The sequence below is a fragment of the Curtobacterium sp. 458 genome (assembly GCF_030406605.1).
Classification (GTDB): Bacteria; Actinomycetota; Actinomycetes; order Actinomycetales; family Microbacteriaceae; genus Curtobacterium.
Genome location: NZ_CP129104.1, coordinates 2,986,660 through 3,008,854 on the forward strand (window position 1 = coordinate 2,986,660; position 22,195 = coordinate 3,008,854).

Annotated in this window: 20 protein-coding genes; 8 read left to right on the plus strand and 12 right to left on the minus strand. The window is 70.8% G+C overall.

The features are described 5' to 3' along the window. Window positions 1-66 precede the first annotated feature (66 nt). Window positions 67-1,038: an aldo/keto reductase gene (locus tag QPJ90_RS14480; RefSeq protein WP_290131870.1), complete on the plus strand. Its 972-nt coding sequence runs from the start codon at window positions 67-69 to the stop codon at window positions 1,036-1,038. Window positions 1,039-1,394: 356 nt separating this feature from the next. Here the strand turns inward: QPJ90_RS14480 and QPJ90_RS14485 are convergent, their stop codons facing one another. The 3 genes from QPJ90_RS14485 to zapE all read right to left on the minus strand — a co-directional run bounded on the left by QPJ90_RS14485 (window position 1,395) and on the right by zapE (window position 4,729). Then, a complete protein-coding gene (locus QPJ90_RS14485) occupies window positions 1,395-2,045 on the minus strand; it encodes a tyrosine-protein phosphatase (RefSeq protein WP_290131871.1) in 651 nt (216 codons plus the stop codon). Window positions 2,046-2,174: 129 nt separating this feature from the next. Next, window positions 2,175-3,449, minus strand: coding sequence for an ammonium transporter (locus QPJ90_RS14490; protein ID WP_290131872.1), 1,275 nt, complete (start codon window positions 3,447-3,449; stop codon window positions 2,175-2,177). 254 nt (window positions 3,450-3,703) lie between these two features. After that, window positions 3,704-4,729, minus strand: coding sequence for a cell division protein ZapE (gene zapE, locus QPJ90_RS14495; protein WP_290131873.1), 1,026 nt, complete (start codon window positions 4,727-4,729; stop codon window positions 3,704-3,706). Window positions 4,730-4,864: 135 nt separating this feature from the next. On the opposite strand from zapE, the gene QPJ90_RS14500 reads away from it, so the two are divergent. Both QPJ90_RS14500 and QPJ90_RS14505 read left to right on the plus strand, forming a co-directional pair. After that, on the plus strand, window positions 4,865-5,776 hold the full coding sequence (locus QPJ90_RS14500) for a sulfurtransferase (RefSeq protein WP_290131874.1): 912 nt from the start codon (window positions 4,865-4,867) through the stop codon (window positions 5,774-5,776). After that, entirely contained in the window at window positions 5,773-6,231 is a 459-nt protein-coding gene (locus QPJ90_RS14505) for a SufE family protein (protein WP_290131875.1), read from the plus strand. The genes QPJ90_RS14500 and QPJ90_RS14505 overlap by 4 nt, the downstream gene beginning before the upstream one ends. Before the next feature lie 71 nt (window positions 6,232-6,302). Here the strand turns inward: QPJ90_RS14505 and QPJ90_RS14510 are convergent, their stop codons facing one another. Continuing rightward, entirely contained in the window at window positions 6,303-7,526 is a 1,224-nt protein-coding gene (locus QPJ90_RS14510) for an alpha/beta fold hydrolase (RefSeq protein WP_290131876.1), read from the minus strand. A 23-nt stretch (window positions 7,527-7,549) separates the two neighbouring features. Between QPJ90_RS14510 and QPJ90_RS14515 the strand changes: the two genes are divergently transcribed. From QPJ90_RS14515 to QPJ90_RS14535, 5 genes are all read left to right on the plus strand, one after another. Continuing rightward, on the plus strand, window positions 7,550-8,134 hold the full coding sequence (locus tag QPJ90_RS14515) for a DUF3000 domain-containing protein (protein ID WP_290131877.1): 585 nt from the start codon (window positions 7,550-7,552) through the stop codon (window positions 8,132-8,134). A 70-nt stretch (window positions 8,135-8,204) separates the two neighbouring features. Then, window positions 8,205-9,389, plus strand: coding sequence for an HRDC domain-containing protein (locus QPJ90_RS14520; RefSeq protein WP_290134248.1), 1,185 nt, complete (start codon window positions 8,205-8,207; stop codon window positions 9,387-9,389). A gap of 126 nt (window positions 9,390-9,515) precedes the next feature. Continuing rightward, window positions 9,516-10,736: a thiolase family protein gene (locus tag QPJ90_RS14525; RefSeq protein WP_290131878.1), complete on the plus strand. Its 1,221-nt coding sequence runs from the start codon at window positions 9,516-9,518 to the stop codon at window positions 10,734-10,736. 2 nt (window positions 10,737-10,738) lie between these two features. After that, window positions 10,739-12,877, plus strand: coding sequence for a 3-hydroxyacyl-CoA dehydrogenase NAD-binding domain-containing protein (locus QPJ90_RS14530; RefSeq protein ID WP_290131879.1), 2,139 nt, complete (start codon window positions 10,739-10,741; stop codon window positions 12,875-12,877). Between the two features lie 159 nt (window positions 12,878-13,036). Continuing rightward, window positions 13,037-13,393: a hypothetical protein gene (locus QPJ90_RS14535; protein WP_290131880.1), complete on the plus strand. Its 357-nt coding sequence runs from the start codon at window positions 13,037-13,039 to the stop codon at window positions 13,391-13,393. A 44-nt stretch (window positions 13,394-13,437) separates the two neighbouring features. Here QPJ90_RS14535 and QPJ90_RS14540 read toward each other — a convergent pair whose 3' ends face one another. The 8 genes from QPJ90_RS14540 to dut all read right to left on the minus strand — a co-directional run bounded on the left by QPJ90_RS14540 (window position 13,438) and on the right by dut (window position 22,152). After that, window positions 13,438-14,493: a hypothetical protein gene (locus tag QPJ90_RS14540; RefSeq protein WP_290131881.1), complete on the minus strand. Its 1,056-nt coding sequence runs from the start codon at window positions 14,491-14,493 to the stop codon at window positions 13,438-13,440. Between the two features lie 8 nt (window positions 14,494-14,501). Beyond that, window positions 14,502-14,762, minus strand: coding sequence for a type II toxin-antitoxin system RelE/ParE family toxin (locus QPJ90_RS14545; RefSeq protein WP_290131882.1), 261 nt, complete (start codon window positions 14,760-14,762; stop codon window positions 14,502-14,504). Continuing rightward, complete coding sequence (locus tag QPJ90_RS14550) at window positions 14,759-15,016, minus strand: type II toxin-antitoxin system prevent-host-death family antitoxin (protein WP_290131883.1); 258 nt, start codon at window positions 15,014-15,016, stop codon at window positions 14,759-14,761. Before QPJ90_RS14550 ends, QPJ90_RS14545 begins: the two co-directional genes overlap by 4 nt. A gap of 31 nt (window positions 15,017-15,047) precedes the next feature. Beyond that, window positions 15,048-16,988: a 1-deoxy-D-xylulose-5-phosphate synthase gene (gene dxs / locus QPJ90_RS14555; protein WP_290131884.1), complete on the minus strand. Its 1,941-nt coding sequence runs from the start codon at window positions 16,986-16,988 to the stop codon at window positions 15,048-15,050. Window positions 16,989-17,120: 132 nt separating this feature from the next. After that, window positions 17,121-19,952, minus strand: a complete 2,832-nt coding sequence (locus tag QPJ90_RS14560) for an aconitate hydratase (RefSeq protein ID WP_290131885.1) — start codon at window positions 19,950-19,952, stop codon at window positions 17,121-17,123. A 129-nt stretch (window positions 19,953-20,081) separates the two neighbouring features. Further along, window positions 20,082-20,927, minus strand: a complete 846-nt coding sequence (locus QPJ90_RS14565) for a DUF3159 domain-containing protein (RefSeq protein WP_290131886.1) — start codon at window positions 20,925-20,927, stop codon at window positions 20,082-20,084. A 17-nt stretch (window positions 20,928-20,944) separates the two neighbouring features. Continuing rightward, entirely contained in the window at window positions 20,945-21,664 is a 720-nt protein-coding gene (locus tag QPJ90_RS14570; protein ID WP_290131887.1) for a DUF3710 domain-containing protein, read from the minus strand. Then, entirely contained in the window at window positions 21,661-22,152 is a 492-nt protein-coding gene (gene dut, locus QPJ90_RS14575; RefSeq protein WP_290131888.1) for a dUTP diphosphatase, read from the minus strand. The genes QPJ90_RS14570 and dut overlap by 4 nt, the downstream gene beginning before the upstream one ends. Window positions 22,153-22,195 lie beyond the last annotated feature (43 nt).

Below are 22,195 nucleotides of genomic sequence, written 5' to 3' on the forward strand. Positions count from 1 at the left end.
ACGAGAGCTCGCAACCGGTACCGCCAGGGCCTGGCTCACCCAGCGCACCCCGCGTAGACCGGCTCCATGGACTACACACACCTCGGACGGACAGGGCTGTCGGTGTCGCGAGCGGTGCTCGGGACGATGAACTTCGGACCGGAGACCAGCGAGGACGACTCGCACGCCATCATGGACCGCGCACACGAGCTCGGCGTGAACTTCTTCGACACCGCGAACGGCTACGGCGGCTCGGTGGGCAAGGGCGCGACGGAGGAGATCATCGGCCGTTGGTTCGCGAAGGGCGGCGGTCGGCGCGAGAAGACCGTGCTCGCCACCAAGGTCTACGGCGACATGATCGACTGGCCGAACGGCGGGAAGCTCAGCGCCTACAACATCCGTCAGGCGCTCGACGCGAGCCTCCGGCGCCTCCAGACCGACCACATCGACCTCTACCAGTTCCACCACGTCGACCGCGCGACTCCGTGGGACGAGATCTGGCAGGCCCTCGAGGTCGCCGTCGCCCAGGGCAAGGTGCTCTACGTCGGCTCCTCGAACTTCGCCGGCTGGCACATCGCCCAGGCGCAGGAGGCCGCGGCCCGCCGGAACTTCCTCGGCCTCGTCAGCGAGCAGTCGATCTACAACCTGGTCGTCCGCGACGTCGAGCGCGACGTGCTGCCCGCCGCGGAGCACTACGGACTGGGCGTCATCCCGTGGTCGCCGTTGCAGGGCGGACTCCTCGGCGGTGTGATCGAGAAGACCGAGAACGGCTCACGCCGGCTGTCCGGGCGCAGCGCCGAGTACGTCGAGGGCCACCACGACCAGCTGTCGGCCTACGAGGCCTTCGCGAAGGAACTCGGCCACACGCCGGGCGAGCTCGCGCTGGCGTGGCTGCTGCACCAGCCGGCCGTCACCGCGCCGATCACCGGGCCGCGCACGATGGAGCAGTGGGAGTCCGCGGTCCGCGCGGTCGACATCCGCCTCGACGACGCCGCGCTCGCGCGCCTCGACGAGATCTTCCCGGGGCACAAGACCTCCCCGGAGGACTACGCCTGGTGACCCGACCCGCCTGATCGGCGGTCACCCGATCCACGGATCCGGCGCCGCCCGCCGGTCAGACCCGGTGATCGCCAGACCGGCCTGGAGGCACGTGGCGCGCCCGTCTCGACGGCTCGCCACGTGCCTCCATGCCGTCCGCGCCCACCACGTCGACCGCGCCCCACGGACGCTGCCCGCGTCGATGGCGGCCCGCAGACGCTCGCCGCGCCCACCACGCCCACCGCGCCCTGCACTCCGCCCGCGGCGCCGACGCCCCGCACGCGCCATCCGTGCCGACCGCCGCCCGCACACGCTGCGTCGGCGCCCCCGCACGCGCCACCCGCACCGACCGCGCCCCGCGGACGCCGACCGCGCCGTCAGAGCGCCGCGACCTCCTCCTCGCTCAACCCGAGCCAGCGCAGGTAGGCGTCGATGCTCCCCCAGCGCGCCTCGATCCGCTCCAGCACGGCCTGCATGATCTCCGGCACGCACCGCTGCGCGACCGCGGTCGCCTCCGGGTCCTCGCTCGCCGCCCGCTCGGCAGCGAACCGTTCCACGAGCCCGGCCGCGCTGGCCGCGTAGTCCTCCGCGGCCGTGGCGATCGACGCACCCCAGTGCCGTGCCAGCAGTGCCGCGATGATGCCCGTGCGGTCCTTCCCCGCCGAGCAGCACACGAGCACGTCGCCCCGCGTCCCGGCCACGGCCCGGAGTGCGGCGGCGATCCCGGCAGCGTGGCGCTCGGTCCAGTCGGTGTACTGGTCCTCCAACGCGACCGCAGCGGCACCGGACTCGGGCACGGACGGGTCGAACATCGGCACCTGCCGGTAGCCGGTCGACTCCCGGAGGGGGTGCGGGACGCGCGCGACCTCGTCCTCGCGGCGCAGGTCCACCACGAGTGCGAGGTCCGCTGGGTACGCCGCCGGCGACACGGGCTCGGTGTTCGCGCGGTGGACGGTGCGGGCGCGGTCTGCCTGCAGGTCGGGGCCGCCGACGGGCCGGAGGTTGGTGAGCGTGGACGTCGTCGTCATGCCCCCACCCTGCCAGGGACGGCGACGACGCCGACACCCACGGCGAGCCCGACGACGACCGCACACGACGACGGGCCCCGCGCCTGCTGTGTGCGCGGGGCCCGTCGGACGGGGCGGAGAGAGCCGGAGCTACCGGACGGAGACCGGGGTCTCGTCGCGCTCCTCGTAGAGGACGTAGCCCTCTTCACCGTGGACCGCGGTGTCGATGCCGGCGACCTCGTCCTCGGTCTTCACGCGGAAGCCGATGGTCTTCTCGATGATCCAACCGATCGCGAAGGCCAGGACGAAGGAGTACAGGCCGACGGCGCCGGCGGCGGCCGCCTGCTTGCCGAGCTGGACGAACGAGCCGGAGTAGATCAGGCCGGTGTCGTTGGCGAAGAAGCCGAGGAACAGCGTGCCGAAGATGCCGCCGACGAGGTGGACACCCACGACGTCGAGCGAGTCGTCGAAGCCGAGCTTGTACTTCCAGTCGATCGCGAAGCAGCAGACGATGCCGGCGAGGAACCCGAGGAGGATGCCCCAGCCCGGGGTGAGGGCGGCGCAGGCCGGGGTGATCGCGACGAGACCGGTGACGGCACCAGAGGCGGCACCGACGGACGTGGCCTTGCCGTCCTTGAGCTTCTCGACGAGCAGCCAGCCGAGGATGGCGGCGGCCGGGGCGGCGAGCGTGTTCACCCAGGCGATCGCGGCGATGCCGTCCGCAGCGCCCTCGGAGCCGGCGTTGAAGCCGAACCAGCCGAACCAGAGGATCGCGGCACCGAGGAGCACGAAGGGCGGGTTGTGCGGCTTGTGCGCGCCCTTGGCGAAGCCGACGCGCTTGCCGAGCACGATCGCGAGGGCGAGCCCCGCGGCACCGGCGTTGATGTGCACCGCGGTGCCACCGGCGAAGTCGATGACGCCCCACGTGGCGGCCCAACCGGAGGTGAGGTTGAACACCCACGACGCGACCGGGAAGTACACGACGGTGACCCAGATGCCCGCGAAGAGCATCCAGGCGCCGAACTTGGCGCGGTCGGCGATGGCGCCGGAGATCAGGGCGACGGTGATGATCGCGAACGTGGCCTGGAAGCCGACGAACGCCATCGACGGGTACGCGGCGTTGATCGTGGAGGCCTTGGCCTCCTCGAACGCCTGGCCGAGGCCGATGAGGTTCCAGTCGATGCTGAAGAACCCGACGATGCCGCTGACCGCGGTGTGCGGACCGGTGTTCGCGAAGGCGATCGCGTAGCCGTACAGCACCCACAGGACGCTGACGAGCGCGATGGCTCCGAACGACATCATCATCATGCTGATGACGGACTTGGCCTTCACCAGACCGCCGTAGAAGAAGGCCAGGCCGGGTGTCATGAACAACACCAGCGCCGCCATGACCAACACGAAGGTCGTGTTGCCCTGATCAAGCATCTGTTCACCTCTCGATTGCACGAACGGCTCTTGGACCGCCTCGGGTGCTGTCGAGTTTGGCGAGGTGCTGTTTCACCGATGAGCACGATCTGTTTCGCGGATGTAACGCGACGTCGCGCCGTGTGAACGTTGTGTTTCGGCGGGCGGCGGGTCCCCGGCGACCGTCTGGACGGTCGCGCCACCAGGGCGGGCACCACCGGACGGGAGGCGCGGTGCGGGCCCGCCACGCGCCTCCCGGCCGTCGGGTGGTCGCCTCAGGCGGCGCGGGTCAGCGCGACCACGCGCGACGCCGCGCGGAGGTACTTCTTCCGGTACCCGCCGTCGAGCATCGTCTGCGGGTACACCGCGTCGAGCGGCGTGCCCGACGACACGATGCGCACCTGCGCGTCGTACAGCCGGTCGACGAGCGCGACCCAGCGGAGCGCGTCGGTCTGGTCCGTGAACGGCGTCGCATCGGTGAGGCCGACCGCGTCGAGCCCCTCGACCAGCGCGACGTACTTCGAGGGGTGCACGGTGCCGAGGTGGGCGACGACGTCCGCGAAGGCGTCGAGGGTGACGGCACCGGCGGGCAGTGCCGCGGCGACGTCGGACACCACCGCGGCGGACTCGTCGACGGCGCGACGGCGGTAGTCGAGCCCGTCGATGCGGAGTGTGTCGAACCGGTCGGACATCGCCTGGATCTCGCGGAGGAAGTCCTGTGCGGCGAAGCGACCCTCGCCGAGGGCTCCCGGCGGGGTGTTCGAGGTGGCGGCGAAGCGGGTGCCGGTCTCGGAGAGCTCCTTGATGAGCCGCGTCATCATCATCGTGTCGCCCGGGTCGTCGAGCTCGAACTCGTCGATGCACACGAGTGCCGTGCCGCGGAGGAGATCGACGGTGCCCTGGAACCCGAGCGCCCCGACGAGTGCGGTGTACTCGATGAACGTGCCGAAGGTCTTCCGCCCTGAGGCCGCGTGGTACGCCGCGGCGAGGAGGTGGGTCTTGCCGACACCGAACCCGCCGTCGAGGTACACGCCCGACTTGGCGGCTGCCTCCGGTGCGGCGCTCCGGCGCCGCCCGAACAGTCCCCGTCGCGGCGCTGCCCCGCCGCCGCCGGCCGTCACGAACGCCTCCACGGCATCCCGGACCGACGCCTGGGACGGGTAGTCGGGGTCCGGCCGGTACGACTCGAACGACGCGTCGGTGAACTGCGGCGGCGGGACGAGGGCCGCGGCCATCTGCTGCGGGGACACCTGCGGGTCGCGGTCGACGAGGTGGCTCGGCACCGAGGCGTGTTCAGGCAAGGACGGCCCTTCCGGGAAGCATGTCGTGCGGTGCAACGTTGCGGCTGGAGCACGGTCCGCACGCGTACCGTTGCCCACAGGCACCGAGGACCGATCCTAGTCCGGCGCCCGATCACCACCTGGAGGTAGCACGCCATGACCGCACCGGTCGACCCGTCCGAGAAGTTCGCCGCCTACGCCCACCCGGAGCGCCTCGTCTCCACCGAGTGGCTGCAGGAGCAGCTCGACGCCGGGGTCGGCGCTCCGGACCTGGTCGTCGTCGAGTCCGACGAGGACGTCCTGCTCTACGAGACCGGGCACGTCCCCGGCTCGGTGAAGATCGACTGGCACACGGACCTCAACGACCCGGTGCAGCGCGACTACATCGACGGCGAGGCCTTCGCCCGGCTGCTCGGTGGCAAGGGCATCGCGCGCGACACCACCGTTGTGGTCTACGGCGACAAGAACAACTGGTGGGCCGCGTACGCCCTCTGGGTCTTCACGCTCTTCGGCCACGAGGACGTCCGACTGCTCGACGGCGGTCGGGCGAAGTGGATCGCCGAGGACCGCGCCCTCACGACCGACCGCACCGAGGTCACCCCGGTCGAGTACCCGGTCGTCGAGCGGAGCGACGAGCAGGTCCGCGCCTTCAAGGAGGACGTGCTCGCCCACCTCGGCAAGCCGCTCATCGACGTCCGGAGCGCCCCGGAGTACTCGGGCGAGCGGACCACCGCGCCGGACTACCCGGAGGAGGGCGCGCTGCGCGGCGGACACGTCCCGACCGCGGTGAACATCCCGTGGGCGACCGCGGCCGCGCCCGACGGCACCTTCAAGGACCGTGCCGAGCTCGACGCGATCTACCGCGACGGTGCCGGCATCGGCGACGCCGACGAGGTCATCGCCTACTGCCGCATCGGGGAACGGTCGAGCCACACCTGGTTCGTCCTGCAGCACCTCCTCGGCTACGAGAACGTCCGCAACTACGACGGCTCGTGGACCGAGTGGGGCAGCGCCGTCCGCGTCCCGATCGTCCAGGGCTCCGAGCCGGGCGAGGCCCCGACCCGATGACCGACGACACCACGGCGCTGCCGGCGACGCTCGCGGAGATCCGGGACGACTTCCTCGAGCTCTCCCAGCAGGACCGGCTCCAGCTGCTCCTCGAGTTCTCCGACGAACTCCCGGCGCTGCCCGAGCGGCTGCAGGGCCACGAGGACGAGCTCGAGCGCGTCGAGGAGTGCCAGTCCCCCGTGTTCATCACGGTCACGGTCGGTGAGGACGGTGACGCCCCCGACGTCGTCCGGATGCACGCGACCGCACCGCGCGAGGCCCCGACCACCCGTGGCTTCGCGTCGATCCTCGCGCAGGGGCTGTCCGGCCTGACGGTCGACGAGGTCCTCGCCGTCCCGGCCGACTACCCGCTGACGATCGGGCTCTCCGAGGCGGTCAGCCCGCTGCGCATCCGCGGCATGGTCGGGATGCTCGGCCGGGTGCAGCGGCAGGTCCGCACGCTCGCCTCAGCCTGATCCCGCCCACCCTCGGACTGCAGGCGCGGTGCCAGCGTGCACCGCGCCTCCAGTCCGTCAGGTGGCCGTGTCTACGACGCGCGCGCCGCGCCCTGGTGCTGGACCACCTCGGTGAGCCACGCGAGGATGCGGGCGTCGAACCAGTCGGCGTCGTGGTTCCAGAGCTTGGTGTGCCGTGCAGTGTGCTGCACCTCGAGCCGGACGATGTCGGGTCGGACGCGCGCGAGGTCGTGGGACGCCGACGACGGGACGAAGCCGTCGTCGTCGGAGTGCAGCAGCAGGATCGGGACGTGGAGCTCGTCGGCGCGGGCGACCATGTCGAGCTCGCGCAGGTCCACGGGCTCGCGCAGTCCGGCGACCCGGTGCAGCACGGGCGCCCGGAGGAGCCACTGTGCGACCTTCCGCACGGTCTTCGGGAAGCGGAGCAGGCGGCTCTGCGACTTGAGGACCGCGTGCCAGTCGACCACCGGGGACTCGAGGACCACGCCGTCCACGAGGTGCGCCGACGACGACCGCAGGAGTGTCTGGAGCACGACCGCGCCGCCCATCGACCAGCCCATCAGGACCACGCTCGTCGCGCCCTCGCCGGCGACCCAGCGCAGGGCGGCGTCGATGTCCTCCCACTCGGTACTGCCGAGGCCGTACCGCCCGTCGACGCTCCGCGGGGCGACCCCGTCGTTGCGCCAGGACGCGAGGAGCACCGAGTAGCCCGCGGCCCGGAACACGGGCACGGCGCGGATGGTCTCGGCGCGGGTGACACCGCGGCCGTGCACGAGCACCGCCCAGGGCGCCTCCGGGTCGTCAGCACGGACCACCCACGCCGGCGCAGGGCCGTTCGGGGTGGGGACGTCGACGTCCTCGACGGGGACGTCGAGCTCGCCGGGCGTCAGGTAGAACCATCCGCCCCACCGACCACGGCGGGCGTTCGTCGGGTCACCGGCGTCGATCGCGATGATCCGGCGAGTGACGGTGGTGTCGGTCGTCCCGAGGACCTCGCCGACGCGCATGTGGCCGGTGCCGGCGCCGAACCAGAGGCTGTACCGCCCCTGCAGCTCCGTGTCCGCCGTGCGCTCGATCGTCACCGTGCGGGCACCGGGGTCGACCGCGTGGATCGGGACCCGCTCGGTGCGCTTGCGGTCCGGCGTGACGACGGCCCGGGCGACCGCGGCGACGAACCCGCCGACGACCGCCGCGCTGATCGTGGCGGCCGCGATCCCCGCCCCGAGCGCCACCACCCCGGCCGACCGGGCCGATCGCTGGAGGGCGTCCTCGGCGGGTCGTGCGGATCCGGGCATGCCCGGGAGCCTAGTCTGCATCCGTGTCCGAATCCCGAGAGCCCGACGCCTTCGCCAGGCTCCGCGCGTTCGTGGCGTCCGACCGGCCGCGCACCGAGACCACCGTCACCGAGATCCCCTCCCCGTCGCGGATCGCGCCGTGGTCCCTCGCACTCGCGGCGGACGTCTCCGGCGCCGCCCACGGGGTCGACTCCGACCTCGGCACCGGCCGGTTCATCGCCCTGTACGACCCCGAAGAACCCGAGGGCTGGGACGGCGCGTTCCGCATCGTGACGTTCGCGCAGGCACCGCTCGAGCCGGAGATCGGTGTCGACGAGTTCGTCGCCGACGTGACGTGGAGCTGGCTCGTCGACGCCCTCGCAGCGCACGGCGCGACGTACGACCACGCGTCCGGGACGGCCACGAAGATCATCTCGCGCGGGTACGGTGACCTCGCGGCGCAGGGCGACGGCGCGCAGCTCGAGCTGCGGGCGTCGTGGACGCCGCGTGACGAGGACCTCACGGCGCACGTCCGAGCCTGGGAGGACATCGTCGCGATGCTCGCGGGCCTGCCGCCCACCTCGGACGGCGTGACCCTGTTGGCCCCGAGGAGGACCGCACGTGACTGACCCCGCTCCGTCGACCGGTGCTGCCGCGTCGGACTCGTCCCCGTTCGAGGAGGGGCACGCGACGGTCCACGTGATCGAGTCGCGCACCGAGTACCTCGCCGCGGTCGAGGCGCTCGCGGGTGGCTACGGGCCGGTCGCCGTCGACGCCGAACGCGCCAGCGGGTACCGGTACTCACAGCGCGCCTACCTCATCCAGGTGTTCCGGCGAGGAGCGGGTTCGTTCCTGTTCGACCCGATCGCGATCGGTTCGTTCGCCGAGTTGCAGGACGCCATCGTGGACGAGGAGTGGCTGTTCCACGCCGCCTCGCAGGACCTCCCGTGCCTGCAGGAGGTCGGACTCGTCCCCACGAGGATCTTCGACACCGAGCTCGGTGCGCGCATCGCCGGGTTCCCCCGGGTCGGGCTCGGCGCCGTCGTCGAGCAGCTGCTCGGCATCACGCTCGCGAAGGCGCACTCCGCCGCCGACTGGTCGACCCGACCGCTCCCGCAGTCCTGGCTCGTGTACGCCGCGCTCGACGTCGAACTGCTCCCCGACCTCCGGGACGCCCTTGCGGCGGTCCTGGACGAGGCGGGCAAGACGCGGATCGCGGAGGAGGAGTTCGCCGCCGTGCTGGCGCGCGCGCCCAAGCCCCCGCGCGCCGAGCCCTGGCGTCGTCTCTCCGGCATGCACGCTCTCCGCGGTGCCCGTGCGCTCGCGATCGCCCGTGCGCTGTGGACGGCGCGCGACGAGTACGCCCGCGAGGCGGACATCGCCCCGGGTCGGACCATCCCCGACGCCGCGATCGTCGCAGCGGCGGCCGCGAACCCCGCGTCGAAGGGCGAGCTCGCCGGGCTCAAGGCCTTCACCGGACGTGCGAGCCGGAGCGAGATGGACCGCTGGTGGGCCGCCGTCGAGGCCGGTCGCACGACCGAGGACCTCCCCCGGCTCCGCGCCGTCGGCGACCCGTCGCTGCCGCCGCCCCGTGCGTGGGCCGATCGCAACCCCGAGGCCGACCGTCGCTACAAGGCGGCACGTGCCGCGGTCGTCGCGCGCGCCGAGGCACTCGACCTGCCCGTCGAGAACCTCCTGACGCCGGAGACCCTCCGTGTCGTGTCGTGGGAGCCGCCCGCGTCGATCGCGACCGAGACCGTCGGAGCCGCCCTCGCCGCGCACGACGCCCGGCCGTGGCAGGTCGAGGAGACGGCGTCGATCATCGCGCAGGCCTTTGTCGCTGCTGCACAGGAGCCTGCTGCTGAGAGCAACACCGGCTCGTAGGAACACCCCAACCGGCATGCGTCCGCCCAGGCGGCGGGCATAGCGTCGGTACCGTCGCCGGGTACGACCCGGCCGGTCGGGGCGGAACGTGCCCCGACTCGATCGATGAGGATCTGGAGGCCCAGATTGCCCAAGGCAGCAGACGTCGTCTTCGTTGACGGCGTGCGGACACCGTTCGGACGTGCCGGAGAGAAGGGGGTGTTCTGGAAGACCCGCGCGGACGACCTCGCGGTCCACGCGATGCGCGGTCTGCTCGACCGCAACGCCTCCCTCGACGGTGCCGCCGTGGACGACGTCGCCGTCGCGGCCACGACGCAGCAGGGCGACCAGGGGCTCACCCTCGGTCGCACCGTCGGGATGCTCGCGGGCCTGCCGAAGTCGGTGCCTGGTTACGCGATCGACCGCATGTGTGCCGGAGCCATGACGAGCGTCACGACCCTCGCCGGCGCGATCGCCTTCGGCGCGGCCGACGTCGCGATCGCCGGTGGCGTCGAGCACATGGGCCGTCACCCGATGGGCTTCGGTGCCGACGTCAACCCGCGCTTCGTCGCCGAGCGCATGGTCGCGACCGACGCGCTCGTGATGGGGTCCACCGCCGAGCGTCTCCACGACCGTTTCCCGACCATCACCAAGGACCGCACCGACGCCTACGCCGTGCAGTCGCAGCAGCGGTACGCCGCCGCGTGGGCAGCCGGCAAGCTGCAGCCCGACGTCGTCCCGGTCGAGGTCAACACCGGCGAGGGCTGGGACATCGTCACGAAGGACGAGCCGCCGCGCCCGGGCACCACGCTCGAGGCACTCGCCGCCCTCAAGACGCCGTTCCGCCCGCACGGCCGCATCACCGCGGGCAACGCGGCCGGCCTGAACGACGGCGCCACGATGAGCCTCCTCGCCTCCGCCGACGCCGCGAAGGAGCACGGCCTGCCGCAGAAGATGCGCATGGTCTCCTTCGCCTTCGCCGGGGTCGACCCCGAGGTGATGGGCATCGGCCCCGTCCCCGCGACGGACAAGGCACTCGCCAAGGCCGGCCTCTCCATCGACGACATCGGCCTGTTCGAGATCAACGAGGCGTTCGCCGTGCAGGTGCTCGCGTTCCTCGACAACTACGGCATCGCCCAGGACTCCGCGAACGTGAACGCCTGGGGCGGCGCCATCGCCGTCGGTCACCCCCTCGCGTCCAGTGGTGTCCGTCTCATGACGCAGCTCGCCGCGCAGTTCGCCGAACGCCCGGACGTGCAGTACGGCATCACGACGATGTGCATCGGGCTGGGCCAGGGCGGCACCGTCATCTGGGAGAACCCGAACTACTCGAAGTCCGCCGCCCGTTCCGCCCGGAAGGACGCCTGATCATGACCACCACCCCGATCGACCAGCTGACCGAGCTCAGCGCCGACGAGGTCGTCACCCACTCGTACGTCAAGCACGTCCCGCTGCCGTCGGGCGGCACGCTCGCCCTCGTCACGCTCGACAACGGCAAGGACTACAAGCGGCCCTCGACCCTGGGTCCCCGCACGATGCGCGAGCTGTCGGACGTCCTCGACACCTTGCGCGAAGCGGCGACCGCCGGGAGCATCCAGGCGGTCGCGATCACCGGCAAGGAGTACTGCTTCGCCGCCGGTGCGGACCTGTCGCAGGCGGCAGCGCTCCCCTCGCGCGAGGTGGCGCACGAGCTCGGTGTGCTCGGACACGCCACGCTCCGCAAGCTGTCCGACCTCGGTGTGCCGTCGTTCGCGTTCGTGAACGGCATCGCCCTCGGCGGCGGACTCGAGATCGCGCTGCACTGCACCTACCGCGTGTTCTCGTCGGCCGCGCAGGGCATCGGGTTGCCCGAGGTCTTCCTCGGCATCATCCCCGGCTGGGGCGGTGCCACCCTGCTCCCCCGGCTCATCGGCCCGGAGAAGGCGCTGCGGGTCATCGTCGAGAACCCGCTCAAGAACAACCGGCTCATGGACGGCACGGCCGCGGTCGAGCTCGGCATCGGTGATGCGCTCATCCCCTCGGTGACCTTCCTGCCGTCCGCCGTCGCCTGGGCCGACGGCGTCGTGTCCGGCCGGACCAAGGTCGTCCGGAAGAACGAGCCCGGCATGCTCGAGAAGGCAGCGTGGGGCACGGTCGTGAAGGTCGCGCGTGGCCAGGTCGCCGGCAAGATCGGCACCGTGCCGAAGTCGCCGTTCCGTGCGCTCGACCTCGTCGCCGCTGCTCGCGGGGGTTCCCTCGACGAGCGGTTCGCCGACGAGGACGACGCCCTCGCCGACCTGCTGTCCGGTGACCAGTTCGCGGCGTCGATGTACGCGTTCGACCTCGTGCAGAAGCGTGCGAAGCGTCCCGTCGGTGCCCCCGAGGGTGTCGAGCCGCGGAAGATCACGAAGGTCGGCGTGCTCGGCGCCGGACTCATGGCCTCCCAGTTCGCCCTGCTCTTCGCCCGTCGTCTCAGCGTCCCCGTGGTCATCACGGACGTGTCGCAGGAGCGCGTGGACGCCGGCGTCGCCCGCATCCACGAGTCGGTCGACGAGATGCTCGGGAAGGGTCGTGTCTCCCCGGACGAGGCGAACCGCATCAAGGCGCTCGTCAGCGGCTCGGTGTCGTACGACGCCTTCGCGGACGCCGACTGGGTGATCGAGGCCGTCTTCGAGGAGATGAGCGTCAAGCAGGACGTGTTCCGCAAGATCGAGCAGGTCATCGCGCCGGATGCGATCCTCGCCACGAACACCTCGTCGCTCTCGGTCTCCGAGATGGGGTCCGTGCTGTCCGACCCCTCCCGCCTGGTCGGCTTCCACTTCTTCAACCCGGTCGCGGTGATGCCGCTGCTCGAGGTCGTCCGGACGGCGGACACGTCCGACGAGGTGCTCGCCACGGCGCTCTCGGTCGCGAAGACCCTCAAGAAGACGGCGATCATCACCGCCGACCAGCCGGGCTTCGTCGTGAACCGCGTGCTCGCGCGGGTCCTCGGCGAGGCGATGCGCGGCGTCGAGGAGGGCACCCCCTTCGAGACCGTCGCGGACGGCGCCGCTCCCCTGGGTCTGCCCATGTCGCCCTTCGAGCTGCTCGAACTCGTCGGCCTGCCCGTCGGTGCGCACGTCCTCGACTCGCACCACGCCGCCTGGCCGGAGCGCTTCTACCCCGGTGACGGCCTGAAGCGCATCGCCGAGCACGGGAAGATCCTCACGCGCGACAAGAAGGGCAACGCGACCGGGTACGACCCCGCTGCCGTGAAGCTCGTCGCACCGGCTCGGCGTGATGCGACCCCGGTCGACGCTGCCACGATGCAGCAGCGGTTCGAGGACGCCCTCGCCGACGAGGTGCACCGCATGCTCGAGGACGGCGTCGTGCAGCACGTCGAGGAGATCGACCTCGGGCTGATCCTCGGCGCGGGTTACCCGTTCCAGGCAGGCGGCATCAGCCCGTACCTCGACCGCTCCGGCGCGTCCGAGCGGGTGTTCGGCGGCCGGTTCCACGACCCCGCGATCGTCGGGCCCGCCACGCGCTGACGCCCGGCACTGACGCCGGCGCCGCCCCGCACAACCGAAGTCACCCCGAACCACGGTTCCCCGCGGTTCGGGGTGACTTCGGTTGTGCGAACGCGATCGGCACCACGCGCACCGCGCCGTCGCGCGCCTCGCCTCCGCCGACCGGCGTAGCGTGCAGCCATGCGGCAGGAGTGGTGGGCACCGAGGACGACGAACCGTCCGTCCGTCGTCGTGCCGGTCCCCCTCGCGGAGGTTCCCGCGCTGCTCCAGCGCGCGGTGGACACCGTCCCCGGAGCCGCGGCCATGGAGATCCGTGAGGACGGCGCAGTGGTCGGACGCCGTACCTCGTTCGCCCTCCGCGCGGAGAACATCGTGTTCGCGTTCCACCGGGAGGGACCGTCGTCGTCACGCGTCGAGATCCTCCGCGAGGGTCGCGACGGGCTCGACTACGGACGCGTCCTGTTCGTCACCCCCGTGGCCCGCGCGATCCTCCGCGAGCTGGCCACCACTGCATCGTCCGGACGGCGCGAGCCGTGACGCAGACCCACTGGCAACCCCATCGAGACGTGCTCGATGTTGCCTCAGCTACGTCTGAGCCAATCGAGCAAAGCAGACTCATCGGAGGAGTCCTCGCCCTTGGCGAGAGCGACCGCTCGTCGCAGGGCCTTTCGACGAGATGCGAGCGCCTCGGCCAACTCGAGCCGAACAGCCAAGTGACGAAGTGACAGCACCGACAGTGCCGGATGCCAAGCGCACAGCTCGATCAGCGCGACCATCAGGAACGAGCTCAGGACAGCCGCTCCCGCCACCGGGCGGTCGACGGCGATCAACTGCAAGCCGCTGAGTACTACGAGGGACCCGAACACGGTCGGCAGGATCGGCAGTATCCAGGCCAACCACCGGAGACCCTCGGCGACCCGCGCGTAGTGCACGAACAGGAATGCCCCATGGGCGCCGAGGACCAACCCGACCACCAACGGAGCGAAGAGCGGGCTCGCGCCGGGTGCCGCGACAGCCAGGCACAGCGATGGTGCAGCGCTGACGGCGATCGCACCGACGGAAGCAAGGACCGGACGCTTTCGCAAAGGGTCACGAAGCGGTTCCGCTGCTTGCCTGATACGCTCCCGCGAGCGTTCGAGCTCACGCTGGTTCTGCTCCAGCTGACGCCGCCGGCTGAGAAGCATCCACGAGCTCGTTTCGACCGCGAGAGCCACGACGAGGATGGTCTCGAGCACCGTGACGATCACGGATCCGACCGACCCGGCGGCGACGAGGAACACGATCCGGAGAACAACAACGCCACAGAAGCTGGCTGCGAGTACCTGAGCACCGCCGCTCAACCGGCGTCGGAGCGACACCACGTCGAGCCCCGGAGCAAGCTGGCCGCCGATGATCGCGATGTAGAAGCCCAAGATCACGGTGACGGTCATCCCGGAGAGAGCATCGAGAGCGTTCCCCGTCGATCGACCGAGCGCAACGATCGCACTCCCGAAGCTCTCGAACACAGCGTGCTGATCCGTGACTCCCGCTTCTGCGATGGACCACACGCCGAGGAGGAGCGTTCCCGTGCCGGCCACCGCGAGGAGTAATCCCGCGAATGCGCCCAGGCTGTTGCGGACGCCGAGTTGCTCGTACAACGCCGGATTCACCGGTACACCTCTCGTCGTTGGGCAGCACGGACCACTGTGACGAGGAGCAGGTCGTCCTCGATCTCGTAGATCATCCGGTAGTCACCGATCCGGATGCGCCAGGCGACATCAGTGCCGCTCAGTTTCCGCGATCCGTTCGGTCGAGGATCGTCGCGCAGTCCTTCGATGGCGTCGAGCAAGCGCGTCCGAACGTTCTTCGGGAGCTTCCGGATCGCTCTCGCTGCAGCTGAGGTGAACTCGACGCTGTAGCGACTCACGCCTCCCCGCGGAGATCGTCGAGGGAGACGCGAGTCCCGTCGTCTTCAGCTTTCGCATCGCGGTAGGCGCGGAGGTCTGCCGCGTCTTCGAGCTGCTCGAGGAGCTCGAGGTCATCGAGGCCGATCACGACGCCTGCGACCTTGCCGTTGCGGGTCACTGCGATGCGCTCGTGGCCGAACGTGGCCCGCCCCATGACGGCAGCGAGCTCAGCACGGAACTCTCTCGTCGTGAGCGATGCGGAAATGCTGTTCATGTGCACACTGTAACCGATGTGTACACACGTATCAACGCTCGGCGGAGCTCGTCTGCCGCGGCCGCGCGGGCTTCGCCTGCGGCACCTTCGTCCCGACGACCTGGTCGATCACGTCGCGGGCGATCGTCTGCGCCGTCAGCCCGACGTCCTGCAGGATCTGCGACCGCGACGCGTGATCGATGAACTCGTCCGGCAACCCGAGCTCGTTCACGCCCGTGTCCACCCCGGCCGCGCGGAGGTCCTGCCGCAACCGCGTCCCGACACCCCCGACGCGCACGCCGTCCTCGATCGTGATGACGAGCCGGTGGTCGCGCGAGAGGTCGATGAGCGACGCCGGGATCGGCACCACCCACCGCGGGTCGACGACGGTCGTCCCGATGCCCTGCGCCTCGAGCAGCGCCGCCGCCTCGAGCGCGACCGGGACCATCGACCCGACCGCGACGAACAGGACGTCGCGTTCCTGGTCTGACGAAGGCGACCGCAGCACGTCGACGCCGTCGGACAGCCGACGGAGCGCCGGGATGTCCGGCCCGACCTGCCCCTTGGACCACCGCAGCACGGTGGGGGCGTCGTCCACGGCGACGGCCTCGCGGAACTCCTCACGGAGGGTCGCGGCGTCACGGGGTGCGGCGATCCGGATGCCCGGCACGACCTGCAGGAGCGCGAGGTCCCACATGCCGTGGTGCGACGGCCCGTCCGGCCCGGTGATCCCCGCCCGGTCGAGCACGAACGTGACGCCGGCCCGGTGCAGGGCGACGTCCATGAGCACCTGGTCGAACGCCCGGTTGAGGAACGTCGCGTACAGGGCGACCACGGGGTGCAGCCCGCCGTACGCGAGGCCGGCGGCGGTGGTCACCGCGTGCTGCTCGGCGATCCCGACGTCGATCACCCGGTCGGGGTGCTGCTCCTGGAACAGGTGGAGCCCGGTCGGCCGGAGCATGGCTGCGGTGATCGCGACGATGCGCTCGTCCGCACCACCGACCTCTGCGAGCGACGACGCGAACACCGACGTCCACGACGGACCCGACGAGACGTCGAGCGACTCCCCCGTCTCCGGGTCGATGTGCCCGACCGCGTGGAACTGGTCGGCCTGGTCGCGGAGCGCCGGCTCGAACCCGTGCCCCTTCTCCGTGATGGCGTGCACGATCGTGGGTGCCCCGTACGCCTTCGCCTGACGGAGCGCCGCCTCCATAGCCCGCTGGTCGTGCCCGTTCACCGGGCCGATGTACTTGATGTCGAGGTTCGAGTAGAGGGCCTCGTTGTTCGTGAACCGCGACAGGAACCCGTGCAGCCCGCCGCGCATCCCGCGGTAGAACGCACGACCGGGGGCGCCGAAGCGCGAGGCGACGGCCTGCGACTTCTCGAACAGCGCCCGGTACTCGCGGCGGGTCCGGACCGAGCTGAGGAACCGTGCCATGCCGCCGATCGTCGGCGCGTACGACCGCCCGTTGTCGTTCACGACGATGACGAGCCGACGGTCGTTGCTGTCGGAGATGTTGTTGAGCGCCTCCCAGGTCATCCCGCCCGTGAGCGCCCCGTCACCCACCACGGCGACGACGGTCCGGTCGGCCTGTCCGGTGCGCTGGAACGCGCGCGAGATGCCGTCCGCCCACGACAGCGACGACGACGCGTGCGACGACTCGACGATGTCGTGTTCGGACTCGCTGCGCTGCGGATACCCGGCGATGCCGCCCCGTTCCCGGAGCCGCGAGAAGTCCTGCCGCCCCGTCACGAGCTTGTGCACGTAGGACTGGTGGCCCGTGTCGAAGACGATCGGGTCGTGCGGGGAGTCGAACACGCGATGCATCGCGAGGGTCAGCTCCACGACCCCGAGGTTCGGTCCGAGGTGCCCACCGGTCTTCGCGACCTCCGCTACCAGGAACCGCCGGATCTCCGCGGCCAGGTCGGTCATCTGCGCGTCGGACAGACGCTTGAGGTCGCGCGGCGACGTGATGCTCGGAAGCAGGTCCACGGGGCGCTCCTTTCGTGGGGCAGGTCCCCACACTATCCACGCAACCGGGCGACGGACTGGAGGCGCGGTGCCAGCTGGCACCGCGCCTCCAGTCCGTCAGGTGGTCGCGTCAGCGACCGGTACGGGCGCTGCTCAAACGAGCGAACGGAGCACGTACTGCAGGATGCCGCCGTTGCGGTAGTAGTCGGCCTCTCCGGGGGTGTCGATGCGGACGACCGCGTCGAACTCGACCGTCTGCTTGCCCGCCGACGAGTGCTCGCTCGGCTCGGCTGTGACGTGCACGGTCTTCGGCGTGCGACCCTCGTTGAGCTCGGTCAGGCCGGAGATCGAGACGACCTCCGTGCCGTCGAGACCGAGGGACTCGACCGTCTCACCCGCGGGGAACTGGAGCGGGACGACGCCCATGCCGATGAGGTTCGACCGGTGGATGCGCTCGAAGCTCTCGGTGATGACCGCCTTGACGCCGAGCAGGTTCGTGCCCTTCGCCGCCCAGTCACGGGACGACCCGGAGCCGTACTCCTTGCCGCCGAAGATGACGAGCGGGATGCCCTGCTCCTGGTAGTGCTGCGAGGCGTCGTAGATGAACGACTGCGCGCCGTCGGGCGTCGTGAAGTCGCGGGTGTAGCCGCCCTCCACGCCGTCGAGCAGCTGGTTGCGCAGACGGATGTTCGCGAACGTGCCGCGGATCATCACCTCGTGGTTGCCGCGGCGCGAGCCGTAGGAGTTGAAGTCCTTGCGGTCGACGCCGTGCTCGGCGAGGTACTGGCCCGCCGGGCTGTCGGCCTTGATCGACCCGGCCGGCGAGATGTGGTCGGTCGTGACCGAGTCGCCGAGCTTCGCGAGCACGCGGGCGCCGGAGATGTCCGAGACCGCGTCCGGCTGCATGGTCATGCCCTCGAAGTACGGAGGCTTCCGGACGTACGTCGATTCGCTGTCCCACTCGAAGGTGTCGCCGGTCGGGGTCGGCAGGTTCTTCCAGCGGTCGTCGCCCTCGAACACGGAGCCGTACTCGTGGGTGAACATCTCGGTGTCGATCGAGTCGTCGATGACCTGCTGGACCTCGCCGGCGTCGGGCCAGATGTCCTTGAGGAAGACGTCGTTGCCGTCCTGGTCAGTGCCCAGGGCGTCGTTGTCGAAGTCGAAGTGCATCGAGCCGGCGAGGGCGTACGCGATGACCAGCGGCGGCGAGGCCAGGTAGTTCATCTTCACGTCGGGGTTGATGCGGCCCTCGAAGTTGCGGTTGCCCGAGAGCACCGCGGTGACGGCGAGGTCGTTGTCCTGCACGGCCTGCGAGATCTCCTCGGGCAGCGGGCCCGAGTTGCCGATGCAGGTGGTGCAGCCGTAGCCGACCGTGTAGAAGCCGAGGTCCTCGAGGTAGCTGGTGAGACCGGCCTTCTCGTAGTAGTCGGTGACGACCTTCGAGCCGGGCGCGAGGGTGGTCTTCACCCACGGCTTCGCCTTGAGGCCCTTCTTCGCGGCGTTCCGCGCGAGGATGCCGGCGGCCATCATGACCGACGGGTTGGACGTGTTCGTGCACGACGTGATCGCGGCGATCGCGACGGCGCCGTGGTCGATCGTGAACGCGTCGCCGTCGCCCACGGTGACGCTCGTCGGCTTCGTGATCGTGGTCGGCGCGCTCGACACGTGCGTCTCGGACGGCTGGGCGTACTCGTCGTCCTGCACGGCGTGCTCGTCACCGGGGGCCGCGGCCACCGGGTCGGACGCCGGGAAGGTGTCGGCGACGGCCTTGTCCTGCTGCGAGTGGTCGGCCGTGGCGTAGTTCTCGAGGTCGACCTCGAACTGGTCCTTGGCCTTCGACAGCTCGATGCGGTCCTGCGGTCGCTTCGGGCCGGAGATCGACGGGACGACCGTGGACAGGTCGAGCTCCATGTACTCGGAGTACGCGGGCTCCACCGACGGGTCGTGCCAGAGGCCCTGGGCCTTCGAGTACGCCTCGACCAGGGCGATCTGCTCCTCGGAGCGACCGGTCAGGCGCAGGTAGTCGAGCGTGACGGCGTCGACCGGGAAGATCGCGGCCGTGGAGCCGAACTCCGGGCTCATGTTGCCGATGGTCGCGCGGTTCGCGAGCGGGACCTCGGAGACACCCTCGCCGTAGAACTCGACGAACTTGCCGACGACGCCGTGCTTGCGGAGCTCCTGCGTGATCGTGAGCACCACGTCGGTCGCGGTGACGCCGGCCGGGATCGACCCGGACAGCTTGAAGCCGACGACCTTCGGGATGAGCATCGACACGGGCTGACCGAGCATGGCCGCCTCGGCCTCGATGCCGCCGACACCCCAGCCGAGCACGCCGAGGCCGTTCACCATCGTGGTGTGCGAGTCGGTGCCGACGAGGGTGTCCGGGTACGCGTACAGCTCGCCGTCGAACTCGCGCGTGTAGGTCACCTTCGCCAGGTACTCGATGTTCACCTGGTGCACGATGCCGGTGCCGGGCGGGACGACCTTGAAGTCCTCGAACGCGGTCTGGCCCCAGCGGAGGAACTGGTAGCGCTCACCGTTGCGCTCGTACTCGAGGTCGGTGTTGCGCTGCAGGGCGTCCTCGCGACCGAAGAGGTCCGCGACGACGGAGTGGTCGATGACCATCTCGGCCGGCGACAGCGGGTTGATCTTGTTCGGGTCGCCGCCGATCTGCGCCATCGCCTCACGCATGGTGGCGAGGTCGACGATGCACGGGACGCCCGTGAAGTCCTGCATGACCACGCGGGCCGGCGAGAACTGGATCTCGGTGTCGGGCTCGGCGTCGGGCTGCCACGAACCGAGGGCGCGGATCTGCTCCTCGGTGACGTTCGCACCGTCCTCGGTGCGGAGGAGGTTCTCGAGCAGCACCTTCAGGCTGTACGGGAGCTTCTCGTGCCCGGGCACCGTGTCGATCCGGTGGATCGCGTAGTCGACACCCCCAACCGACAGCGTGTCCTTCGAGCCGAAGCTGTTGACTGCAGCCACTGTGCCGCCTCCCTGGTTGATCGGTGTGCCCCCATCCAAGCGGGCCGCAGAACGTCCCACCAGCAAGGCAAACCTAAACCCGCCAGCCCGCGAGGGTCCGGCGGAAAGTATCTCGATGTCGAGACAACTCTACACCGTGGCGGTGTCGTCCTCGTCCTCGTGCCGGAACACCGTCCGGACGAGCAACCACGTCACCCAGAGCAGCGCGGCGTACAGCGGGACGCCCGTGATGAGCTTGATGCCGGCGAGCAGCTCGACCTGCGCGGTGAGGTACAGCGGGATCTCGATGAGCAGCCGGAGCGCGAACAGCCCGACCCACATCCAGGTCGCGACGGTCAGGACGCGGCGCTTCCCCGGGTCGGCGCGCCAGTCGGTCCCGGTGCCGTCCTCGTCCTGCGGCAGCAGCAGTCCGACGATCAGCCCGATGAGCGGCCGCCGGATCGCGAGCGTCACGAGCAGCACGACGAGGCAGACCACGTTGATGACGATGCCCGGGATGAAGTTGCTCTCGGCCTTCCCGGTCAGCAGCGCCAGACCCGCCGAGATCGCCACGCCGAGGATGCCCGCGAAGCTCATCGCGAGCGACTGCCGCTGCACGAGCCGGAGCACGACGAAGACGAGGCCGATGACGACGGGGATCACGACGCTCGGGACGAGTTCCTTCGTCACCGCGTACACGATGAGGAAACCGAACCCGGGCAGCACCGACTCCGCGAGGCCCCGGACACCACCGACCGCCGTGAGCAGCGCACGGCCGGACGGCGCCTCGCCCGGGGCGACCTGGCCGATGCCGGCGTTCCGGACGGCGTCGCGGAGCTGGGCGTTCAGCGACAGCGGCTCGGCGCGCTCCGCCGCGAAGCGGTCGTCGTCGGGCGCGACCTTGTCGGAGGCGAGCCCGTCGGGCGCGACCCCGTCGCGTGCGATCCCGTCGGGCGCGACCCCGTCGGGTCGGGGGGTGTCGTCGTGGTCCGGCACCGTGCCTCCAGGCGGGGTCAGATCGCCGACTGCGTCGACTTCGGCATGTGCAGCGGGATGAGGTCGCGCGGCGGCATGGGCGTGGTGCCGCGCACGACGACCACGCTGCGGAACAGCTCCTCGATGTCGGCGGCGTCGTCCGGGGACTCGGCGGCCTTGCCGGCGATGACCCCGCGGAGGAACCAGCGCGGACCGTCCACGCCGACGAAGCGCGCCGGACGCGCCCCCTCGGTGACCCCGTCCTCGTTCGCGACCGGGACCTGGGCGCGGAGCTCGGGGCCGAACGGGCCGTCGACCTCGGTGACCTCGCCGCCCTGGCGTTCGATCTGCTCGGCGATCTGCGCGCGGATCTCGTGCCAGAGGCCGGTCGAACGGGGCGCGGCGAACGGCTGGACCTGGAGCGTCGACTCGTCGAAGTCGAGCCCGACGGCGACGACGCGCTGCGAGCCCTCCTCGACCTCGAGTCGCAGGTGCAGGCCCTCGCGCGGGAGCACCTTCACCCCGCCGAGGTCGACGTACGGACGGACCAGGTTCGCCTCGGTCTCGTCGTGCGGGCCGTTCTCGGCGCGGTCCTCGGGGGCGGACTTGTCGGTCGGTGCGACCGCGTCCACCTCGTCGAGGTCGGCGTCGGCGTCGGTGGCGATGTCCACCTCGGGGGTCGTCTCGGCGACCTCCACCTCGTCGGCGACGGCGTCCGCCACCTCGACCTCGTCACGCTTGCGGCGGCCGAACTTCATGCGCGGGATCCTTCCTGGACGTTCTCTGCGGCGCTGCTGACGGTACCGCTCCGGTCACCGTAGCCCGAGGAGCCGAACCCACCCTGGCCGCGGACGCTCTCGGGCAGCTCGTCGACGCGCGTGAACACGACCCGGGGCACGGGCATGACGACGACCTGCGCGATGCGGTCGCCGACGTGGACCTCGTACGGTTCGGAGGCGTCCGTGTTGAGCAGCGCGACCTTCACCTCGCCGCGGTAGCCCGCGTCCACGGTGCCGGGCGAGTTCACGATCGTGATGCCGTGCTTCGCCGCGAGTCCGCTCCGCGGGACGACGAACGCCGCGTACCCCTCGGGCAGGGCGATCCGCAGGCCGGTGCCGACGAGTCGACGCTCCCCGGGCTGCAGCACGAAGGCCTCGGCGGAGACGAGGTCGCCGCCGGCGTCCCCGGGGTGGGCGTAGTGGGGCGGGTTCTCCCCGGTCCAGAGGACGTCGACTGGTTCGGTCACGTGACGAGGGTAGTGCAGACCGTGACCGTTCCGTGATGTGCGG

Excerpts from the sequence above, each read along its gene's own strand:
- QPJ90_RS14480 (WP_290131870.1), top strand. The coding sequence starts at position 67 with ATGGACTACACACACCTCGGACGGACAGGGCTGTCGGTGTCGCGAGCG.
- QPJ90_RS14485 (WP_290131871.1), bottom strand. The coding sequence starts at position 2,045 with ATGACGACGACGTCCACGCTCACCAACCTCCGGCCCGTCGGCGGCCCC.
- QPJ90_RS14490 (WP_290131872.1), bottom strand. The coding sequence starts at position 3,449 with ATGCTTGATCAGGGCAACACGACCTTCGTGTTGGTCATGGCGGCGCTG.
- QPJ90_RS14500 (WP_290131874.1), top strand. The coding sequence starts at position 4,865 with ATGACCGCACCGGTCGACCCGTCCGAGAAGTTCGCCGCCTACGCCCAC.
- QPJ90_RS14505 (WP_290131875.1), top strand. The coding sequence starts at position 5,773 with ATGACCGACGACACCACGGCGCTGCCGGCGACGCTCGCGGAGATCCGG.
- QPJ90_RS14510 (WP_290131876.1), bottom strand. The coding sequence starts at position 7,526 with ATGCCCGGATCCGCACGACCCGCCGAGGACGCCCTCCAGCGATCGGCC.
- QPJ90_RS14530 (WP_290131879.1), top strand. The coding sequence starts at position 10,739 with ATGACCACCACCCCGATCGACCAGCTGACCGAGCTCAGCGCCGACGAG.
- QPJ90_RS14535 (WP_290131880.1), top strand. The coding sequence starts at position 13,037 with ATGCGGCAGGAGTGGTGGGCACCGAGGACGACGAACCGTCCGTCCGTC.
- QPJ90_RS14550 (WP_290131883.1), bottom strand. The coding sequence starts at position 15,016 with ATGAACAGCATTTCCGCATCGCTCACGACGAGAGAGTTCCGTGCTGAG.
- QPJ90_RS14570 (WP_290131887.1), bottom strand. The coding sequence starts at position 21,664 with ATGAAGTTCGGCCGCCGCAAGCGTGACGAGGTCGAGGTGGCGGACGCC.